The sequence below is a fragment of the Streptomyces sp. NPDC019224 genome, assembly GCF_040632605.1.
Classification (GTDB): domain Bacteria; phylum Actinomycetota; class Actinomycetes; order Streptomycetales; family Streptomycetaceae; genus Streptomyces.
Map to the genome: position 1 here is coordinate 13,672 of NZ_JBEYCF010000002.1, position 20,342 is coordinate 34,013.

At 73.1% G+C, this 20,342-nt stretch carries 15 protein-coding genes; 10 read left to right on the top strand and 5 right to left on the bottom strand.

Annotated elements, in window-relative coordinates; translation table 11 throughout:
• Positions 1–99: 99 nt before the first annotated feature.
• From ABZ564_RS01565 to ABZ564_RS01575, 3 genes are all read left to right on the top strand, one after another.
• A complete protein-coding gene (locus ABZ564_RS01565; protein WP_360847718.1) occupies positions 100–537 on the top strand; it encodes a MarR family transcriptional regulator in 438 nt (145 codons plus the stop codon).
• A gap of 326 nt (positions 538–863) precedes the next feature.
• Positions 864–1,901 carry a rod shape-determining protein gene (locus ABZ564_RS01570; protein WP_360847721.1) on the top strand — a complete coding sequence of 346 codons (1,038 nt, stop codon included), beginning with the start codon at positions 864–866 and terminating at the stop codon, positions 1,899–1,901.
• 21 nt (positions 1,902–1,922) lie between these two features.
• Positions 1,923–3,506 (top strand): GAF domain-containing protein, encoded by a 1,584-nt coding sequence (locus ABZ564_RS01575; protein ID WP_360847724.1) that lies wholly within the window; start codon positions 1,923–1,925, stop codon positions 3,504–3,506.
• A gap of 39 nt (positions 3,507–3,545) precedes the next feature.
• Here ABZ564_RS01575 and ABZ564_RS01580 read toward each other — a convergent pair whose 3' ends face one another.
• Entirely contained in the window at positions 3,546–3,977 is a 432-nt protein-coding gene (locus ABZ564_RS01580; protein WP_360847727.1) for an Lrp/AsnC family transcriptional regulator, read from the bottom strand.
• Between the two features lie 106 nt (positions 3,978–4,083).
• Here ABZ564_RS01580 and ABZ564_RS01585 point away from each other — a divergent pair, with 106 nt between their 5' ends.
• From ABZ564_RS01585 to ABZ564_RS01595, 3 genes are all read left to right on the top strand, one after another.
• Positions 4,084–5,295: an MFS transporter gene (locus ABZ564_RS01585; protein ID WP_360847730.1), complete on the top strand. Its 1,212-nt coding sequence runs from the start codon at positions 4,084–4,086 to the stop codon at positions 5,293–5,295.
• 357 nt (positions 5,296–5,652) lie between these two features.
• Positions 5,653–7,107: an acyl-CoA synthetase gene (locus ABZ564_RS01590; protein WP_360848277.1), complete on the top strand. Its 1,455-nt coding sequence runs from the start codon at positions 5,653–5,655 to the stop codon at positions 7,105–7,107.
• On the top strand, positions 7,100–8,455 hold the full coding sequence (locus ABZ564_RS01595) for a carboxyl transferase domain-containing protein (RefSeq protein ID WP_360847733.1): 1,356 nt from the start codon (positions 7,100–7,102) through the stop codon (positions 8,453–8,455). The genes ABZ564_RS01590 and ABZ564_RS01595 overlap by 8 nt, the downstream gene beginning before the upstream one ends.
• A 47-nt stretch (positions 8,456–8,502) precedes the next feature.
• On the opposite strand, the gene ABZ564_RS01600 is transcribed toward ABZ564_RS01595, so the two are convergent.
• Positions 8,503–9,768 (bottom strand): MFS transporter, encoded by a 1,266-nt coding sequence (locus ABZ564_RS01600; protein WP_360847736.1) that lies wholly within the window; start codon positions 9,766–9,768, stop codon positions 8,503–8,505.
• A 160-nt stretch (positions 9,769–9,928) separates the two neighbouring features.
• Between ABZ564_RS01600 and ABZ564_RS01605 the strand changes: the two genes are divergently transcribed.
• The gene (locus ABZ564_RS01605) at positions 9,929–10,972 is read left to right on the top strand and encodes a LacI family DNA-binding transcriptional regulator (RefSeq protein ID WP_360847739.1); all 1,044 of its coding nucleotides are present in this window, start codon (positions 9,929–9,931) and stop codon (positions 10,970–10,972) included.
• 61 nt (positions 10,973–11,033) lie between these two features.
• On the opposite strand, the gene ABZ564_RS01610 is transcribed toward ABZ564_RS01605, so the two are convergent.
• The 3 genes from ABZ564_RS01610 to ABZ564_RS01620 all read right to left on the bottom strand — a co-directional run bounded on the left by ABZ564_RS01610 (position 11,034) and on the right by ABZ564_RS01620 (position 14,286).
• A complete protein-coding gene (locus ABZ564_RS01610) occupies positions 11,034–11,897 on the bottom strand; it encodes a carbohydrate ABC transporter permease (protein ID WP_360847742.1) in 864 nt (287 codons plus the stop codon).
• A gap of 95 nt (positions 11,898–11,992) precedes the next feature.
• The gene (locus ABZ564_RS01615; RefSeq protein ID WP_360847745.1) at positions 11,993–12,931 is read right to left on the bottom strand and encodes a sugar ABC transporter permease; all 939 of its coding nucleotides are present in this window, start codon (positions 12,929–12,931) and stop codon (positions 11,993–11,995) included.
• Positions 12,932–12,942: 11 nt separating this feature from the next.
• Positions 12,943–14,286, bottom strand: a complete 1,344-nt coding sequence (locus tag ABZ564_RS01620) for an extracellular solute-binding protein (protein ID WP_360847748.1) — start codon at positions 14,284–14,286, stop codon at positions 12,943–12,945.
• A gap of 209 nt (positions 14,287–14,495) precedes the next feature.
• On the opposite strand from ABZ564_RS01620, the gene ABZ564_RS01625 reads away from it, so the two are divergent.
• From ABZ564_RS01625 to ABZ564_RS01635, 3 genes are all read left to right on the top strand, one after another.
• Positions 14,496–15,521, top strand: coding sequence for a hydroxyacid dehydrogenase (locus ABZ564_RS01625; RefSeq protein ID WP_360847751.1), 1,026 nt, complete (start codon positions 14,496–14,498; stop codon positions 15,519–15,521).
• Positions 15,518–17,722 carry a hypothetical protein gene (locus ABZ564_RS01630; protein ID WP_360847754.1) on the top strand — a complete coding sequence of 735 codons (2,205 nt, stop codon included), beginning with the start codon at positions 15,518–15,520 and terminating at the stop codon, positions 17,720–17,722. Before ABZ564_RS01625 ends, ABZ564_RS01630 begins: the two co-directional genes overlap by 4 nt.
• A 173-nt stretch (positions 17,723–17,895) precedes the next feature.
• Positions 17,896–20,271, top strand: coding sequence for a polysaccharide lyase 8 family protein (locus ABZ564_RS01635; RefSeq protein ID WP_360847757.1), 2,376 nt, complete (start codon positions 17,896–17,898; stop codon positions 20,269–20,271).
• The last annotated feature ends 71 nt before the right edge of the window (positions 20,272–20,342 follow it).

Consider the following 20,342-nt stretch of genomic DNA (forward strand, 5'->3'; position numbering starts at 1 on the left):
GGGGTCTCGGTTCACGGGAAGCCCGAAAAGCTTCACCACCTGAAACAACCATGCTCCTGGATATTTCATCTTGTCAAGCAACTGGGTATCCTGTGTGTCATGGCCACCTCGCGCACAGATCCCCTGACCCTCGAAGTCATCGAGCTCATCGGCAGCGTCGTGGCGCGTTACTACGAGGAGTACGAGCAGGCCGCCGCCGCGCACAGCCTCACCGGCGCACAGGCCCGGGTCCTCGGACTCCTGTCCGTCGAGCCGCTTCCCATGCGCCGGATCGCCCAGAAGCTGAAGTGCGAGCCGTCCAACGTGACCGGGATCGTCGACCGGCTGGAGGCGCGCGGCCTGGTGGAGCGGCGCCCGGACCCCGCCGACCGCCGGGTGAAGCTGGCCGCGCCCACCGAGCGGGGAGCGGCGACGGCCCTGCGACTGCGCGACGCGCTGGACTTCGCGCGGGAGCCGCTGGCGGGGCTGCCGGCCGCGGACCGGACGGTGCTGCGGGATCTGCTGCGGCGGATGCTGGGCGTCGAACCGGGGGCCTGAGGGGGCGCGCCGCGGCGCCGGGGACGGGGCGGAGGCGCATGCCCCGGCGTTCACGTGGGGCCGCCGCAGCGGGTGCTGCCGGGGTGTCCTCGATCACCGGACCGGCTGGATACGGCCGGGGCGGCCCGTGGGCCGCGGGCCGGCTCACGGGACCGGGGCGGGCCGAGTACGCCCGGGCCGGTCCGGGCGCGCGGCGCGCCCGACACGCCGTCAGGTGGTCCCTCCTACGGCTCAGCCCAGCGGGCGCGGGGCCCCCGAACGGCGCACGCTTTCAGGAGAGCCGGCTGCCCGTCGGTCCCCCTCAACGCTCTCGGGAGGAACCCGCCGTGACCGTCAGCCTTGAGCAGTTGCGCCGTTGCCATGTCGCCGTCGACCTCGGGGCCGCGCGCACCCGGGTGTACGTCAAGGGGCCCGGCCTCGTCGTGGACGAGCCGAGCGTCGCCGCCGTCAACACCCGTACCGGTTCGCTGATCGCCGTGGGCGCCCTCGCCGAACAGATGACGGGCCGCACCCCCGACTACATCCGGGTGGCCCGGCCCGTCTCCGGCGGGACCGTCGTGGACATCGAGATGGCCCAGCGCATGCTGCGCCACCTCCTCGGCGAGAAGCTCCGCCGCCAGCTGCGCCGCAAGCCCTGGCTGCGCGCCGCCGCCTGCACCCCGCACGACAGCGACCCGCTCGCCCGGCGGGCCTCGGTGGAGACCCTGGTCGGCCTCGGCGCCCGGCGGGTGGAGCTCGTCGACACCCTGATCGCGGCGGCCGTGGGCTGCGGACTGCCGGTCGAGCAGCCGACCGCGACCATGATCATGGTGTGCGGGGCCGCGACGACGCAGATCGCGGTGCTCTCGCTCGGCTCGATCGTGACGGCGGTACGCCTTCCGATCGGCGGCGACGCGATCGACCACGCGGTCGTCCAGCACCTGCGCCAGTACCACGAGCTGATGCTGCCGAGCCACTCCGTGCGCCCCCTCCAGCTCGCGCTCAGCGGCAACGGGCTGACCGCGCAGGGCCCTTCGGTCACCGAGATCCACGGCCGGGACGTGGCCACCGGGCTCGCCCGGTCCGTCGAGGTCGACACCGCCGCGATCCGGCAGGCGATCCACCGCCCGCTCACCGCGGTCCTGGACGGCGTGGGCAAGGTGCTGCGGGACTGCCCGCCCGATCTGGTGGCCGACCTCGTGGACTGCGGCATCATGATGGTCGGCGGGAGCGCCCTGCTGCCCGGCCTCGACCAGATGCTGCGGGACGCGACCGGCATGCCGGTGCACATCGCGGAACGGCCCGACACCTGCTCGATCCTGGGCCTGGGCGCCATGCTGGACGGCCAGATCAGCCCCATCGTCCTCGACCCGCTGGCAGGCTGAGCCGGTCGGCGGGGCCAACCGGTGACGGGCGGGCCGCCCGGGGGGCTGCCGGACGGCGGCCTGCCCCGGTCGCCGCTGCTGCCGCGGCTTCTGGAGGCGGTGCTGAGCGTCGGCTCGGACCTCGAACTGCGGGCGACGCTCCAGCAGATCATCGACACCGCGACCGCCCTGACCGACGCCGGGTACGGGGCGCTGGGCGTATTCGACCCCGGCCGCGGCACGATCCGCGAGCTGTACGTCTGCGGGATGAGCGAGGCCGAGCAGGCGGCCGTCGCCGGCTTCCCCGACGGGCGCACGGGCCTGCTCGGCGCGCTCGTCGACGCGCCGGGCCCGCTGCGCTCCGACGACCTGACCACCGATCCGCGCGCCGGCGGCGTCCCTCCCGGCCATCCCCCGATGCGCTCGTTCCTCGGCGCGCCGATCCGGATCCACCACGAGGTCTTCGGCAGCGTCTACCTCGCCGAGAAGCGCACCGGGCGCTTCACCGAGACCGACGCGGGGCTGCTGAAGGCGCTCTCCGCGCAGGCCGGCATCGCCATCGGCAACGCCCGCCTGTACGAGAGCGCACGCCAGCGGGAACGCTGGATCGAGGGCGCGGCCGCCGTCACCAACATTCTGCTCACCGGCGAGAACCTGTCCGACGCGCTGGCCACGGTCGCGGAGCGGGCCCGTATCCTCAGCGACGCTTCTGCCGGGGTGATCCTCCAGCCCACCGAGGCGGGCGGGATGGAGATCGTGGCCGCCTCCACGCGGGAGGACCCGGCCGGCCTGGTCGGCACGGCGATCGCGCCCGGCTCACCCGTCCTGGTGCAACTGCTGGGCGGCGAGGCCGTCTTCATCGACGACTCGGCGACCGATCCCCGGATGACCACCCCGGTACGGTCGCGGTTCGGGCCGAGCATGATGCTGCCGTTGCAGAGCGGGGGCCGGCTCATCGGCACGCTCGCCCTGCCCCGGCGGCGCGGCGCCCGCCCGTACACCGGCCTGGACCGGCTGCTGGCCGCCCAGTTCGCCTCGCAGGCGGCGCTGGCCCTGGTGCTCGCGGACTCGCAGCACGACCGGGAGCAGCTGGCGGTGTACGAGGACCGCGACCGGATCGCGCGGGACCTGCACGACCTGGTCGTCCAGCGGCTGTTCGCCACCGAGATGATGCTGGAGTCGACGCGCCGCAGGGCCGGTGCCGGGGAGACGGGCGAGCTGCTCGGTACGGCGGTCGACGAGCTGGACTCGACGATCCAGGAGGTGCGGACGGCCATCTTCGCGCTCCAGCAGCCGCCCGCCGAGGCGCCCGCCACCTTCCGGGGCCAGGTGCTGCGGGAGACCGGGGGCGCGGCGGCGGTACTCGGCTTCCAGCCGTCCGTCCACTTCACCGGGGCGGTGGACGCGCTGGTCCGGGGACCGGTCGGCGGGCGGCTGCTCGCGGCGCTGCGGGGCGCGCTGGCGGCGGCTCACCGGCGGACGGGGGTGTCGGCGATCGAGGTGGAGGTGGACGCGACGGCCACCCTGCCGGACGGGCGGGGCGCGGTCCGTCTCACGGTCGCGGACGACGGGCGCGAGCCGGACGGTTCGCGGGCGCCGACGGCGACCTGGCAGGCGCCGCTCTGAGCGCCCGCGTCAGGGGCCGGGCGCGGGCATGGGCCCTGGTCACGGCCCGGGTGCGGCCCTGAGGGCGATGCGGGTGTTCGAGTGGGCGACGCCCGCCTCGCGCTTGAGGCGGCGCAGGAGGGTGTCGAGCGCGGCGGTGTCGGCGGCGGTGGCGCGTACCAGGTAGTCGTGTCCGCCCGTCACGTGCACCACCTCGGTGATACCGGGCAGGGTCAGCACCGCCCGTTCGAACGTCTCGTTGGTGGTGTCCATCCGCAGGGTCACGTCGATGAAGGCGACGAGCCCGGTGCGGGTGTCGGCGGCGGGGTCGATGATCACGGTGAAGCCGCGGATGACGCCGTCCTTGCGCAGCCGTCTGACCCGGTCGGCCGCTGCGTTGGCGCTGAGCCCGACCCGTGCGCCCAGGTCGCGGTACGAGATCCGGGCGTCCTCCTGGAGGACACCGAGGATTTCCCTGTCCAGACGATCCATGCCCCTCATTGTCGCAGCTTCGACCCGTATGCGAGGAATGGGGCGACGTCCCCCGTACGGCGCAGGCCGACGGGCTCACGGCCCGTGCCCGTCCTTGACTGGCTGTGTGAACACAGCCGTGAAGCAGTCACCCGCACCCGCGGACGCCCCGGGCTCCGCCGCCTATCGCAACCTGATCGTGGCCACGGTCGGCTTCACGCTCACCTTCTGGGCCTGGAACCTGATCGCGCCCATGTCGGGGGACTACAAGGACCGCCTCGACCTGAACTCCTTCCAGCAGTCCCTGCTGGTCGCCGTACCCGTGCTGGTGGGCTCGCTGGGCCGGATCCCGGTGGGCGCGCTGACCGACAAGTACGGGGCGCGGCTGATGTTCCCCCTCACCTCGGCGCTGACGATCCTGCCGGTGCTGCTGCTGATCCCGGCGAAGAACTCGTACGGCGCGATGCTGGCCGTGGGGTTCCTGCTGGGTATCGGCGGCACGACGTTCGCGATCGGCATCCCGCTGGTCAACTCCTGGTTCCCGCCCGCCAAACGCGGCCTCGCGCTCGGCGTCTTCGGCATGGGCATGGGCGGGGTCGCCCTGTCCGGCTACTTCACCCCCCGCATCGCCAAGCACGGCGACAACCTGCCGTTCCTCGTGGTCGCCGGGGCCCTGGTGGTGTATGCGGCGCTCTCGGCGCTGTTCATCAACGACCACCCCGGCCGCCAGGTGCCGACCGACTCGCTGGCCCACCGGCTGGGCTCGGCGGGCAGGCTGCGGGTCACCTGGGAGCTGTCCGCGCTGTACGCCATCGGCTTCGGCGGGATCGTCGCGTTCGGCGTGTACCTGCCGACGTACCTGAAGACCTGGTACGAGCTGACGCCGACCGACGCCGGCACGAAGGCGGCCGGGTTCGCCCTGGTCACCGTCATCTTCCGGCCGATCGGCGGCTGGCTCTCGGACCGCGTCCACCCGGCGCTCGTCACCTCGGTGGCCCTCGGTGTGGCGGCCCTGATGGCGATCGTCCAGGCCTTCGACCCGAAGCTGGACCCGACGGGCACGATCGCGCTGCTGGTCATGGCCGCGGGCCTGGGCACGGCGAGCGGCAGTGTCTTCGCGCTGGTCTCGCAGGTCACCCCGCAGGCGAAGGTGGGCAGCGTGACCGGCATCGTCGGCGCGATGGGCGGACTCGGCGGGTTCGTGCCGCCGCTGGTGATGGGCGCGATCTACAGCGCGAAGGAGTCGTACTCGATCGGTTTCATGCTGCTGTCCGACCTGGCCCTGGCGGGCTGTGTGTACGCGTACGGCCGCATGCGGAACGTACAGCGGGACGGGTGAGGGGAGCACCGCACGCGGGCCGTGAGGCGCGGGGCCGGCGAACCCGGCCGGCCTCGTACCCCGGGGCACCGCACGCGGGTGCGTGAGGCGTGGGCCTCATTCGAGCCGGTTCCTGGGGCCGGGGGCACCGTATCGATCTAGTGCCGCGGCAGCCAGGGTTTGCCCGGAAGGAGCGGCGTCAGGCGCATCCCCAAGTTCTCGGCTCCGCTCGAACAGGGGAGACCCCACCTCTCGGCGTGCCGGACGGAAGCCCTCGTACTGGACGTACTCGGGTTTTCGGCCGGTGCGGCGAGAGTGCGTGCATGGCGTCGCGACGGGGCGAACCTTGGCTGCCGCGGCACTAGGGTGCGCAGGGTGATGCCACTTCTGCCCGAACTCCGGGACGCGTCCGGTCCGGCGGCCCGCGAGGCCGTCCGGTTCGATGACGTCACCCTCACCTACTCCGAGCTGACCGAGGTCACGGCCGCCCTCGCGGCCCGGCTCACCGGCGCGGTCCGGGTCGCCGTCTGGGCCACCCCGACCGCGCCGACCGTCGTCGCGGTGGTCGCCGCGCTACGGGCCGGGGTACCGGCCGTCCCGCTGAACCCGAGGACGGGGGAACGGGAGCTCGCGCACATCGTCGCGGACAGCGCGCCCTCGATGGTGCTGGCCTCGGCCGACGACGTGCTCCCGCCCGCGCTGGCCGGCCTGGAGCGCCTCGACGTCACCACCACACCCTCGGGCCCCGCGCCCGCCACGCTCCCCGAACCGGACCCGGAGTCCCCCGCCCTGGTCGTGTACACCTCCGGCACGACCGGGCCGCCGAAGGGGGCCGTCCTGCCGCGCCGGGCGCTCGCCGCGTCGCTGGACGCGCTGGAGGACGCCTGGCAGTGGACCGCCGACGACGTCCTCGTCCACGCGCTGCCGCTGTTCCACGTGCACGGGCTGATCCTCGGCGTGCTGGGACCGCTGCGCCGGGGCGGTTCGGTGCGCCACCTGGGCCGGTTCTCGCCCGAGGGCGTGGCCCGGGAGCTGAGCGCGGGCGGCACGATGCTGTTCGGCGTACCGACCATGTACCACCGGCTCGCGGAGGCGCTGACGGCCCCGGGCGCCTCCACCGGGCTCGCGAAGGCCCTGGCGGGCGCCCGGCTGCTGGTCTCCGGATCGGCCGCGCTGCCGGTCCACGACCACGAGCGCATCGCGGCGGCGACCGGCCGCCGGGTCATCGAGCGGTACGGCATGACGGAGACCCTGATGAACACGGGTGTGCGGGCCGACGGCCCCTCGCGCCCCGGCACGGTCGGCCCGCCCCTGCGCGGCGTGGAGCTGCGCCTGGTCGAGGAGGACGGCACCCCGCTCACCGGCCCCGGGTCCATCGGCGAGATCCAGGTCCGCGGCCCGAACCTGTTCACCGGCTATCTCAACCGGCCCGACGCGACGGCCGCCGCGTTCACCGCCGACGGCTGGTTCCGCACGGGCGACATGGCCACGCTCGACCCGGACGGCTATGTGCGCATCGTCGGCCGCAGGGCGACGGACCTGATCAAGAGCGGCGGCTACAAGATCGGCGCCGGCGAGATCGAGAACGCCCTGCTCGACCACCCCGGCGTGCGGGAGGCGGCGGTCACCGGGGAACCCGACGCGGACCTCGGCGAGCGGATCGTGGCCTGGGTGGTGGCCGCCGACCCCGCCGCCCCGCCCGCCCCGGAGGAACTGGCCGACCACGTCGCGGCCCAGCTGGCCCCGCACAAGCGCCCGCGCACCGTCCGCTACCTGGACGCGCTGCCGCGCAACGACCTGGGCAAGATCATGAAGCGGGCGCTCCATGGCTGAGCGGCTGACGGCACGGGAGGCGATCGCCGCGCTCACCGCCGACTTCGAGGAGTCCCCCGCCCCCGCCGGGGACACCGCAGGCGACGGCCCGCTCGGCTGGACGGGCTACGCGGACTCAAGGGCCCGGGCTACCGCCCGTACCGGCGAACAGGAGTCCGTCGTCCACGGCACCGCCACGGTCGGCGGGCGTTCCTGCGTCCTGATCTCCTTCGAGTTCGGCTTCCTGGGCGGCTCGCTGGGGCAGCGCACCGGGGACCGGCTGGAGGCGGCGTACGCGGAGGCGGTCACCCGGCGGCTGCCGCTCGTCTCACTGATCGCGACGGGCGGCAGCCGGATGCAGGAGGGCATGATCGCGCTGACCCAGCTGCACCGGGTCGCCCGCGCCTCGGCCCGGCTGCGGGCGGCGGGACCGGCGCAGCTCGCGGTCCTGCGCGACCCGACGACCGGGGGCGGCTGGGCCACGCTGGGCGCGGGCGCCGATGTGATCCTGGCGCTGCCCGGGGCACAGATCGGGTTCGCCGGGTCCCGGGTGCGCCCGGCCGGCGCCGACCCCGCCGCGTACGGCGCCGAGGGCCAGCTCGCGGCCGGTTCCGTCGACGCGGTCGTGGCGCCCGGGGACCTCCCGGCCACGGTCGGGCGCTGGCTCCGCCTGCTCACCCACCACGGCACCCCGCCCGCCCCCGCCCCGGTGCCGGCGGCCCTGGCGGCGACGGACCCGCCGGAGACGGGCTGGGACGCGGTGCTCCGGGCCAGGGCGGCGGACCGGCCGCGCGCCGGGGCCTACCTGGACGCCTACTTCGAGGCGCGCCTCCCGCTGAGCGGCGACCGCTGCGGCGGCACGGACCCGGGGCTGCTCTGTGGATTCGGGCTGCGCGAGGGGCGTCCGGTGGCGTACGTGGCGCAGTGCGGCACCGCGACCCGCCCGGCCGGCTACCGCACGGCGGCCCGGGTGATCCGGCTCGCCGACCGGCTGGGCGTCCCGGTCCTCACGCTGGTGGACACCCCGGGCGCGGCCAACGACGCGGAGGCGGAACGGTCCGGTGCGGGCGCGGCCATCGCGGACGCCTTCGCGGCGATCGCGGCGGCCCGGGTCCCGGTCACGACCCTGGTGATCGGCGAGGGCGGTTCGGGCGGGGCGCTGGCCCTGGCCGCGCCGGACAACACGCACGTCACCCCGGACAGCTACTTCTCGGTCATCGCCCCGGAACTGGCCGCCGCGATCCTGAAGCGCTCCCCGGACGAGGTCCGGGCCACGGCCGGCCAGCTTCGGCTGCGCCCGCAGGACCTGGTGGAACTGGGCGTGGCCCGCTCGGTGGCCGGGCCGGGCGCCGCCGGTCAGCGGGCGTGAAGGACGGCCGGCGTGAGGAAGGGGCCGGCGTGAGGAAGGGGCCGCCCTCACGCCTCGGGGCTGCGCGCGTCGTACCGGCTGAACCCGGGCGACCACAGCGCGAGCAGCGCCACGGCGAGGACGCAGGCGATCCCTCCCCCGGTCACGGCGAGACCGGGGGAGGCCAGATCGGCGGCGGAGCCGGCGAGGAAGTCCCCCAGCCGGGGCCCGCCGGCCACCACCACGATGAAGACCCCCTGGAGCCGTCCGCGCAGCTCGTCCGGGACGGCGGCCTGGAGCATGGTGTTGCGGAAGACCATGGACGTGGTGTCGGCGGCCCCGGCGAGCGCCAGGAACAGGATCCCGAGCCAGAGCTGCCGGGTGAGCCCGAAGACGGCGACGGCCGCGCCCCAGCACCCGACGGCGGCCAGCACCGCCAGCCCGTGCCGGCGGACGCTCCCCAGCCACCCGGAGAACACCCCGCCCAGCAGCGCCCCGAGCGCCGGTGCGGCGACGAGCAGCCCGGTGGTCTTCGCGTCGCCCCCGTACCAGAGGACGGCGACGACGGGGAAGAGCGCGCGGGGCTGGGCGAGCACCATGGCGCACAGGTCGCTGAGGAACGTCATCCGCAGGTTGGGCCGGGTGCCGAGGAACCGCAGCCCGTCGAGGACGGAGGCCCGCTTCCGGTCCGCCGTCTCCTCCCGCTCGGGCAGCATCGAGGGCAGCCGCCACATGGCGTAGAGGGACGCGGTGAAGGTGACGGCGTCGACCCCGTAGGCCGCGCGGTACCCCCACCATCCGACGATGAGCCCGCCGAGCATGGGCCCGACGAGCGTGCCGGTCGTGCCGGTCATCGAGTTCAGCGCGTTGGCGGCGGGCAGCTGCTCGGCCGGCAGCAACCGGGCGATCATCGAGCTGCGGGCGGGCGCGTTGAGCGCGAAGCAGACGGCCTGGAGCGCGACCACCCCGTACAGCACGCCCACCTGCTCGACCCCGGCGACGGTGACCGCCACCAGTGCCACCGAGAGCAGGAACGACCCCAGCGCACTGGCCAGCCCCAGCTTCCGCCGGTCCACGGTGTCCGCGACGGCCCCGCCGTACAGCCCGAACACCACGAGCGGCACCAGCGAACAGGCCCCGATGAGCCCCACGGAGAACGCCGACCCGGTGAGGTCGTACACCTGGAGCGAGACGGCGAGGGCGGTCATGCCCTGGCCCACCCACGACACGGTGTTCCCGAACCAGAGCCGCCGGTAGTCGGGGGAGGTCCGCAGCGGGGTCAGGTCGGCGAATATTCGGGTGCGGGATACATCGGATTCGGTCGTTTCGGTCACGGAGCATGGTAGCGACCGGCCCGGAAGAGGTGGCTCGTCCCCTGCGCCCGCCACCAGCGACGGAACGTGATGGAAGCGCTTCCGCTGGTACTCTGGCGGGGTGACGAGCAACCGCCCTGACCGGCATTCCACCGCGGCCGACGGCGTGAGACAGCGAGCCGTGACCCTCAGTGACGTGGCGCGGGACGCCGGGGTGTCCCCGGCCACCGCGTCCCGGGTGCTCAGTGGACGGTACTCGGTACCCGACGCGACCCGGGCCCGGGTGGAGAGGTCCGTACGGAAGCTGGGGTACGTGGCGAACATGCACGCCCGCGTCCTGGCCGGCGCGCTGTCCCGGATCGTCGCCGTACTGACCTCCGACGTCACCTCCGCCTTCTACGGACGGATCGTGGAGGGGATCGAGCAGGAGGCGGTCGCGGCGGGCCGCATGTGCATCCTCGTCACCACGCAGAACGACCCCGGCAGGGAGAGCGCCATGCTGTCCCTGCTGCGCGAGCAGAACGCCGAGGTGGTCGTCCTGGTCGGCGGCGTGGACGCGGAGAACGAGGCGTACCGGAACCGGATGGCCGAACTGGCCAGGACGCTGGACGCGGCCGGTTCCCGGCTCGTCCTCATCGGCCGCCCCTCACCCTCCCCCGACGCCCCGGTCACCGTCGTCGAGTACGACGCCGTGGGCGGAGCGCTGGCGATCACCAGCCATCTGCTGTCCATGGGGCACCAACGGGTGCTGTTCCTCGGCGGCACGCCGGGCAGCACCACGACCAGTGCCCGCGTCGAGGGATACCGCAAGGCGCTCGCCGGCTTCGGGATCGAGACGGATCCCGAACTCGTCGTCCACGGCCGTTCCACGCGGAACTTCGGGTACGAGACCATCACCCGGCTTCTCGACGCCGGACGGCCCGACTTCACCGCGGTCTTCGCCTGTGACGACCTGGTGGCGGCCGGGGCGATGACGGCGCTGCGCGAGCGGGGGCTGGACGTGCCGGGCGACATCTCGGTCGCCGGGTACGACGATCTCCCCCAGTCCGTCGACCTGGTACCGCCGCTCACGACCGTGAACGTCCCGCTGGCCCAGCTCGGCCGGGCCGCGGTGCAGCTGGCCCTGCGCCGCACCGAGGACGCGGCCGCCGGACAGCACGTGATGCTCGGCACGCACGTGGTGGTCCGGCACTCGGTGCGTCCGCGCTTCGCGCCCCGCGCCTGACGCGTCGGTGCCCGGGCCGGTCCGGCCTCGGGCACCACGGTGAACAGCTCTTCCCAAAGCGCTACTTGACCGACCCCGCCGTCAGTCCGGAGCGCCAGAAGCGCTGCAGGCTGACGAAGACGATCAGCATCGGAAGGATCGCGAGCAGCGAGCCCATCAGCACCACCGGCAGCAGGGCGGGCGTCTGGACCACGTAGTTGTTCCAGAAGAACAGCCCCAGGCTGACGGGGAAGAGCTTGTCGTCGGTCAGCATCACCATCGCCAGGAAGAAACTGTTCCAGATCGCCGAGAACTGGAACAGGAAGATCGTGGTGAACCCGGAGCGGATCATCGGGAAGCCGATCGAGCGGAACAGCCGCACCTCGCCCGCCCCGTCCATCCGGGCCGCCTCGACGACCTCGTCGGGTATGTAACCGGCGCTGAAGATGCGGGCCAGGTACACGCCGAACGGATTGACCAGCGACGGGATCAGCACGGCCCAGACGGTGTTCACCACGCCGGCCTTCGCCGCGAGCAGGTACAGCGGGATGACGGTGGCGGTGCCGGGCACCAGCACGCCGACCAGCACCAGGCCGAAGAGGTGTTCCTTCCCGCGGAAGCGGTACTTGTCGAAGGCGTAGCCCGCCGCGACGGAGACGACCGCGCTGCCGAGGGCGCCCACGCCCGCGTACAGGATCGAGTTCAGATACCAGCGGCCGTAGATTCCGGCGCCCGGTCCGTGGGTCAGCCGGGTGTCCGCGCCCGAGGTGTCGGTGTGCCACAGACTCGAGAGGTTGTGGTGCAGGTCGAAGCCGCCCGGCGAGAACACGTCGCCGCGCAGGACCCCGTCGGCGCTGCTGATCGCGGCCAGCACCATCCACACCAGCGGGAAGAAGGTGTAGACCGTCGTCAGGACGAGCAGGGTGTTGACCGTCGTCCTCGACATGACGCGCGACCGGCCGGGCCTCTTCGGTGACGGCCGCGACCGGGCGGGCCGTACGACGGGGCGGGCGCTCGGGGGAGCCTCCGGCTCGGTCAGGGTCACAGGTTTCTCCACGGTTTGCCGATACGGGTGACGGCATAGGACAACAGCCCGGCGAGCAGGGCCAGCAGGATCGATCCGGCTGCCGCCAGCCCGGCGTCGTTACGCAGGAACGCCGCCGCCCAGACGTACATGTTGGGCGTCCAGGTGTTGCTGATCGCGCCGTGCGACACCTTGTTGAGCAGCATCGGCTCGGCGAACAGCTGGAGGGTGCCGACACCCGCGAAGAGGCCGATCAGGCCGATCGAGCTGCGGATCAGCGGGAGTTTGACGCTCCACGCGACCCGCGCCGCACCGGCCCCGTCCAGGGACGCCGACTCCAGCAGCTCGCGCGGGATGGCCTGGAGCGCCGCGTAGAAGACGACGACGTTGTAGCCCAGCGACATCCAGATGCCGATGTTGACGATGGCCGGCAGCACCCCGGTGGGCGAGAGGAAGTCGAACCCGATTCCGCCCGAACGCATCGCGGAGACCACGGGGCTCACGCCCGGGGTGTAGAGGTAGCCCCAGACGAGTGCGGCGAGGATGCCCGGCACGACATGCGGCAGGTACAGCGTCAGCTGGAAGAACCTCTTGGCGCGGGCCACCGCCGAGTCGAGCAGCAGGGCCACCGTCAGGGAGACGGCGAGCATCAGCGGGACCAGGAAGGCGGTGTACAGCGCGACGTGGACGAATCCGCTGCGGAACTGCGGGTCGCCGAGTGCCCGGCGGTAGTTGCCCAGCCCGGTGAAGACGGTCTCGGTACCGCCGAAGCCGAGGCCGGAGTTGCGTTCGGTGAACAGGCTGAGCCATATCGCGTAGCCGATCGGAATCAGCGTGACCGCGGTGAAGAGCACGAAGAAGGGGGTGAGGAACAGGGACGCGGCCCGGGCCCTGCCGCCCCGCCCCGCGGTGCTCGCGGGGCGGGGGGCGGCGGGACGGTCGATGGTGGTGGTCATCGGTGGCTTCCTCAGCCGGCCGAAACGTTCAGACCGCGGTCCTTGAGGTTCCTGACCGTGGCGTCCTGCCCCTCACGCAGCGCACCGGCGATGTCGCCCTTGCGGTCGATCTGCCCGAGCGGGTCGGACAGGGCCTTCCAGGTGGCGGTCATGGACGGGCCGAAGGCCCAGCCGGGCGTCAGGCTGTCGGCGGCCTCGCGGAACACCGGGTAGACGTCGGAGGCGTAGTACGAGGCGTCGTAGCTCTTCTCGGCGACGGCCACCATGTCCGTCGCGGCGGGATAGCTGCTCGCGGTGCCCTCGGCGAGCCGGGTGGTCCAGGCGTCCTTGTGGGTGGTGAGCCAGACGGCGGCCTCGAAGCCCTGGTCCAGGTGGTCGCTGCCCTTGGCCACGGCGAAGGTGCTGCCGCCGTTCATGCCGGAGGCGGGCTTCCCGTCGAAGGTGGGCAGCGGGGCGACCGCCCACTTGCCCTTCTGGTCGGGCAGCTTGGTGGACAGACCGGCGGCGTTCCAGGTCGCGCCGATCTCGCTGACGACCTTGCCGGCGGCTTCGTCCTTGGCCTGCGTGGGCGCCCAGTAGGGCTTGCCCGCGACCAGGTCGTCGTCGAGCATGTCCTGCCAGAAGTCGACCGTCCTGGTCGTCCCGGCGTCGGCGAATCCGACCTTCCAGGTGTCGCCCTCGGTGCCGAACCAGGTGCCGCCGCTCTGCCAGGACAGTCCGGCGACCACCGACGGGTCGTCGATGGGGAAGGTCGCGAGCCGGGCTTCGGGGTCGGCCTTCTTCAGCTTCGCCGCGGCGGCGCGGAACTCGCTCCACGTCCTGGGCACCGTGAGGCCGTACTTCTTGAAGACGTCCTGGCGGTAGAAGTAGACCATCGGGGCGATGTCCATCGGGACGGCCCAGTTCTTGCCGCCCAGCGTGGCCAGTTCCATGGCCTGCGCGTTGAACTTCGCCTTGAGCTCAGGGGTGAACTTCGCGCTCAGGTCCTGGACATAGCCCTGGGACACCAGGTCCGGCAGGTTCTGGTATTCGGGGGCGAACAGGTCGGGTCCGTTGCCGGACTTGATCGCGTTGACCAGCTTGGTGTAGCCCTCGGGGCCGCCGGCGAGGTCCGTGTACTCCAGCGTGATCCGCGGGTGGGTGGCGTTGAACTTGTCCACCACCGCCTGCGCGTTCCTGCCTCCGCCCCACACCTGAAGGGTCACCGGCTTGCCGCCCGCGGCGTCCCCCTGGGTCGTGGAGGTGCCGCCCTCACCGCAGGCGGTCAGCAGCGCGAGCGCCAGAACCGATCCGCCGGCTGCCCGGAGGAGATGTCGCCGGGAGCGCTTCCCGACCGGACCGTTCGTGCTGGACATGGGACTCCTTGAAAGTCACACCGAGAGGGAAGCGCCGGACAGATTCGGACGTTAGAGCGCTTCCATAGGAACGTCAATACCTTCCACTCGCCCTCTTCGGGCGCCCCATGCATGGCCACAGCGTGTACCGCTGGGGAACTTCCCCTCTCTTGACCGGATCCCGGTTCCGTCCTACGGTCCAGAAAATTAAAGCGCTTCCACAGCTTGGAGTGACCACCTTGCCCGCCCAGCCCGTCCACCCCCGACCAGCCGCCCTGCTGGCCATGGACCCCGCGCTCACCGCCGATGTGCTGCCACTCGACCTCCTGGAACGGCTGGGGGCCGTGACCGAGTTGGCGCCGGGCCCGGCGGTCACCGACTTCGCCGCGGCGCCCGAGGCCCTGGCCCGGACCGAACTGCTGATCACCTGCTGGGGTTGCCCGCCCATCGACGCGTCGGTGCTCGCGGCGGCTCCGCGGCTCAAGGCCGTCGTCCACGCCGCGGGCAGCGTCAAGGACGCCGTGGCCTCCTCCCGGGTATGGGAACGCGGCATCGTCGTGTCGTCGGCAGCCGCGGCGAACGCCCGCCCGGTGGCGCAGTTCACGCTCGCCACCGTGCTGCTGGCCGGAAAGCGGGCCTTCCCGCTCGCCGCCGCCTATCCCCAGCAGGGCTTCCGCGCCTACCCCACCAGCGCGGACACCGGTAATCACGGCCGCACCGTCGGCGTCGTGGGCGCTTCCCGCATCGGCCGCCTGGTGCTGGACATGCTGCGGCCGCACGGATTCCGGCTGCTGGTCACCGACCCGTACCTGGACCCGGCGCAGGCCCGCGAGCTGGGCGCCGAACTGATGCCGCTCGACGAACTGATGGCGACCGCCGACACGGTCACCCTGCACGCACCCCTGCTGCCCGGGACCCGCCGCATGATCGACGCCCGCCGGCTGGGCCTGATGAAGAACGGCGCGGTACTGATCAACACCGCCCGTGGCGCCCTCGTGGACACCGACGCCCTGGTGGCGGCCTGCACGGACGGGCGTATCGACGCCGTTCTGGACGTGGTGGAGCCCGAGCCGCTGCCCGGCGACCACCCCCTGTTCGCGCTGCCGAACGTCTTCGTCACCCCCCACATCGCCGGAGCCCTGGGCAGCGAACTGCGGCTGCTGGGCGAGTTCGCCGTGCGGGAAGCCGAACGCTGGGCGGCCGGAGAGCCCCTGGCCGGTCAGGTCCACGCCGATGACCTGGAGCGGATCGCATGAGCGCCTGGCGCTGGGAGCAGAGCCGTTTCGGCGGGGGCGGCTACATCACCGGCCTGGCCCTCGACCCCTTCGACCCGCAGCGGCTGTACGCGCGCTGCGATGTGGCGGGCTGTTTCGTGTCCGAGGACGGCGGTGCGCACTGGCAGACCCGTAACGCCGGTCTGACCCGCGCCCACGAGCACATGGTCGCCGCCCTCGTCCCGTCCCCGTTCGAACCGGGGCTGGTGCTCCGCTGCTCCGGCGACGCCCGCGGCGGACGTACGTACGGATCGATCCATCGCAGCGTCGACCACGGCGCGACCTGGACCGAGGTCTGTACCGACGTCGACTTCTACGGCAACGGTCCGACCCGCTGTTTCGGCGAGGTCTGCTCCTTCGACCCCTTCGAACCGTCCCGGGTCCTGGTCGGCGGCTACCGTGCCGGACTGTGGGCCAGCGACGACGCCGGGCTGAACTGGCGCCCGCAGGGCCTCGGCGGCGAGCGGATCGGCTGCGTGGTGCACCACCCGGGCGTGCCGGGGCTGGTGTACGCGGGGACGATCGGCGACAACGGGATCTCCGGACTCTGGGCCATGGGCGACGCCCCGCTCGCCGATGTGATCCTGGAACACGGCGACGTGCCGCGCGGCACCCACGGCTCGCTGTACGTCTCCGCCGACGCCGGCCGGACCTGGACCCTGCGGCACCGGCTGCCGGACTGGTCGGTGAACGGTCTCGCCCTCGACCCCGACGACCCGGACCTGGTCCTGGCCGCCGCCCGCGACGGCGTGTACCGCTCCACGGACGGCGGGCTCACGTTCACCCGCTGCGCGGACGGTCTGGAGACGGACCTCCAGTACGACTTCGTACGCCGCGACCCGCACCGGCCCGGCCGCTACCTGACGGCCCCGCACTTCGGCGCCCCGGACATCCCCGTCCACGAGACGCTCGACTCCGGTGTCACCTGGCGACCGCTCAAGGAGACGTACACCGAAGCGGACATCACCGACTACCCCGCCTATGTCGACGCCCCCGCCGTGCTCGGCGACGCCATCAGCGAGCTCGTCTTCCACCCGGACAAGCCGGAGACGTTCTTCATCACCGGCTACTACGGGGTCTCCCGGACCGACGACAACGGGAGCACCTTCACCGGTCAGGGATTCTCCGGGACCGAGACCACCTGCCTGGAGGCGGTGGTGGCCGACCCCCGTTCCGGACGGCTCTACGTCACGCCGGCCGACCACGTCCCGGCCGTGAGCGAGGACGACGGGCGCGGCTACCGGCCGTTCGGGAAGGGGTACGCCCCGAGCGCCGCTCTCGCGGTCGGCCCGCACGACCCCGGCCTGATCCTGTTCGGCGCGGGCGCCAAACGCCGGAACGTCCGCGACGCGCGCATCCTGCGCTCGACCGACGGCGGCCTGACCAACGAGGTGGTCCGCACCTTCCACGGCAAGCGCTTCGTCCAGGCCCTCGCCGCCTCGCCCACGGAGGAGGGCCGGTTCTACGCGTACGTGGACGGCGACCTGGACGACAGCCCCGACAGCGCCGGCCTGCAGCGCAGCGACGACGGCGGTCTCACCTGGCACCGGCTGCCCGGGCCCTTCCCGGACACCGTGCACCGGCTGCCGGTCGAGGAGGACTGGATCGAGAGCGAGCTGCTGCCGTGCGTCGTCTACCAGAAGCGCAACGCGGCGGGGGCCAACCAGCTGCTGGCCTGCGACCCCTCGGTGCCCGGCCGGCTCTACGCCGGGGAGTGGTCGCTCGGCGTCTTCCGTTCCGACGACGCCGGCGCGAGCTGGCGGCGGGCGGACGCCGGACTGCCGTTCGGCCGCGACCGGCTCGCCGTCCTGTCCCACGTACTGGCCGACCCCGAACGGCCCGGCCGGCTGTACGCCGGGTTCGTCGGCCACGGGCTGTGGCGCAGCGAGGACTCCGGGGAGAGCTGGAGCTGCGTGCTGGCGCCGGATCCCGGCCCGGTCAACGCGACCTCGGTGGCCGTTCGCGGTGGGCGGCTGGCCGTCGTGTGCGAGCCGATGTGGTGGACGGACACCCCGGCCCGGGTCCTGGTCAGTGAGGACGACGGGGGCAGCTGGCAGGACATCCACCCCACCGAGTACGGGGCCGTGCGCTGGAAGGGGGTGGCCATCGACCCCGCCGGCCGCATCCACGCGGTCTCCTGCGGCAACGGGGCGTTCGTGGCCCACCCCGCTCCCCCCGCGTAACCACGGCCGGCCGGGCGCCCGCGGCGTCCGGCCGGGACACCGGGGTGCCGTCCGTCGAGGAACGGCACCCGCGAGACCGCACCAGTGACCCGCCACGGGACGGAGCGCCCCGTGGAACGCCACCCTCCCGTCTCCACCGCGCGTAGGGCCGGGACCCATCCCAGGAGAGAGCCATGACCACCCTCTGGTCCCGTCGCGCCTTCCTCCACGCGTCCGGAGCCGCACTCGCCGCAGGCACGCTGTTCACGGCCGCGCACCCCGCGGCCGCAGCGGACGCGGACGAGTTCGACCGGCTGCGCGGCGTCTGGCGCGACATCATCCTCGGCCGGGGCATCGACCCCGCCGTCGAACCGTTCCGCACCCGGCTCACCGCACTCGCGAACACCGCGGCCGGCCACCGGGACACGATGGCCCCGGCCGCCGGATCGCTCTGGCCGGATCTGCCGCTCCTCACCGACTCGGCCGCGATCACCGGCAGCTACCAGCGGCTGAACGCCCTGGCACAGGCCTACCACCAGCCCGGAACCGGCCTCACCGGCCACGCCTCCGTCCCGCCGCTCGTCGCCACCGGCCTCGCACACATCCGGGAGACCGTCTACAACCCGTCCACCACCCGCTTCGGCAACAGCTGGGACTGGGACATCGGCACTCCGCTCGCCCTCACCGACGTCCTGGCCCTGATGTACGAGCACCTCCCGGCCGAGGAGATCGCCGCCTCCTGCGCCTCGCTGGACCACTGGCACCCCACCCTCGACGGCTGGACCGGAGGCAATCTCACCGACGGCGCCCGCACCATGGCCGTGCGGGGCGTCGTCGGCAAGGACCCCTCCTGGATCGCCCGCGCCCGCGACGGCCTCTCCCAGGGCTTCCCCTACGTCACCAGCGGCGACGGGCTCTACGCCGACGGCTCGTTCGTCCAGCACCTGTGGGTGGCGTACACCGGCTCGTACGGAGCGGTGATGCTCGACGGTTACGGCAAGCTCTTCACGCTGCTGGCCGGCTCCAGCTGGGAGGTGACCGACCCGCAGCGCCGTCACGTCTTCGACGCCGTCGACAACGCCTTCGCACCCTGGCTGTACAACGGTCTGGTCATGGACGCCGTGTGCGGGCGCTCCATCAGCCGCGGGCTGCAGCAGACCGCCACGGTCGCCCAGGACGACCACTCCCGCGGCCAGGGGTTCCTCGGCGGCATCGCGCTGCTCGCCGAGAGCGCCCCGGCCGATGAGCGCGAACGGTGGCGCGGCATGGTCAAGGGCTGGCTGGAGCGCGAGACGGTCCGGCCGGTCCTGACCGATCCCCAGGCGAACCTGCAGACGATCGCCCGGCTCTCCGCACTCGCCCGGGACCCCTCCGTACGCGCCCGCCCCGAGCCGGTGGAGCACCGCCTCTTCCCGGCCATGGACCGTGCCGTGCACCGGCGCGCGGGCTGGGCGGCCGCGCTGAGCATGTACTCCAGCCGGATCCAGCCGTACGAATGCCTCAACCGCGAGCACCTGCACGGCTGGCACAGCGGCTCGGGGATGCTGCAGTGGTACGGCGCCGACTTCGGCAACGACCAGTACTCCGACGCCTTCTGGCCCACCGTCGATCCGTACCGGCTCCCCGGCACGACCGTCACCGCCAAGCCGTTGGCCGACGGGGCGGGCGGCGGCTGGGGCAACGGCCGCTCGGACCGGTCCTGGGTGGGCGGCACCACGGACGGCGAGTACGCGGCCGTCGGCCAGGACCTCAAGGGCGTGGGCAGCACCCTCACCGCCCGTAAGTCCTGGTTCTTCCTGGACGACGCGATCGTCTGCCTCGGGGCGGGGATCACCGCCGCGGACGGGTACGCCGCGGAGACCGTCGTCGACAACCGCAACCTCGGCGCGTCCGGCACGGCCGCCCTCACGGTGGACGGACGCATCCTGCCCTCCGACCGGCGCCGGCAGGACCGTTTCCCCGGCGCCGGGTGGGCGCACCTGGCGGGCCACGCCGGATACGTCTTCCCCCAGGGCGCGGATCTGTGCACGCTGCGCGACGAACGTACGGGTTCCTGGGCCGACATCAACGCCATGAGCGCGCCGGCCCCCCTGCTCACCCGCGGGTACGCCACGCTCTGGCACGACCACGGACTCGACCCCGTCGACGCCTCGTACGCGCACATCCTCATGCCGGGGGCCGACGCGCGCGCGACCGCCCGGCGCGCCGCCGACCGGGGCTGGCTGCGGACGCTGGCCAACACGGCGGATCAGCAGGGCGTGCGGGTGGCGCGGCTGGGCGTCACCGCGGTGAACTTCTGGCGGCCCGGCACGGTCGGCGCGCTCACCGCGGACGCGCCTGCCTCCGTGCTGGTGCGCCTGAACAGGGACGGCACGGCGACGCTCTGCGTCAGCGACCCGACCCACCTGGCGGAGGAGCTCACCGTCGTCTGGCATCACCGGGTGCGGGCGGTGGTGTCCCGCACGGACCGGGTCGCGGAGGTGACCACGGGTGCCGAGATGCGCCTGAAGCTGACGGGCCTCAAGGGGACGATGGGCGCCACCCACCGCGTCACGGTCTCTCTCGGCTGATTCCGGGCCGGCCACGGCCGGCGGCCCGAAGGGGCGGCACCGATACGCGCCGCCCCTTCGGTTTCCCGGCG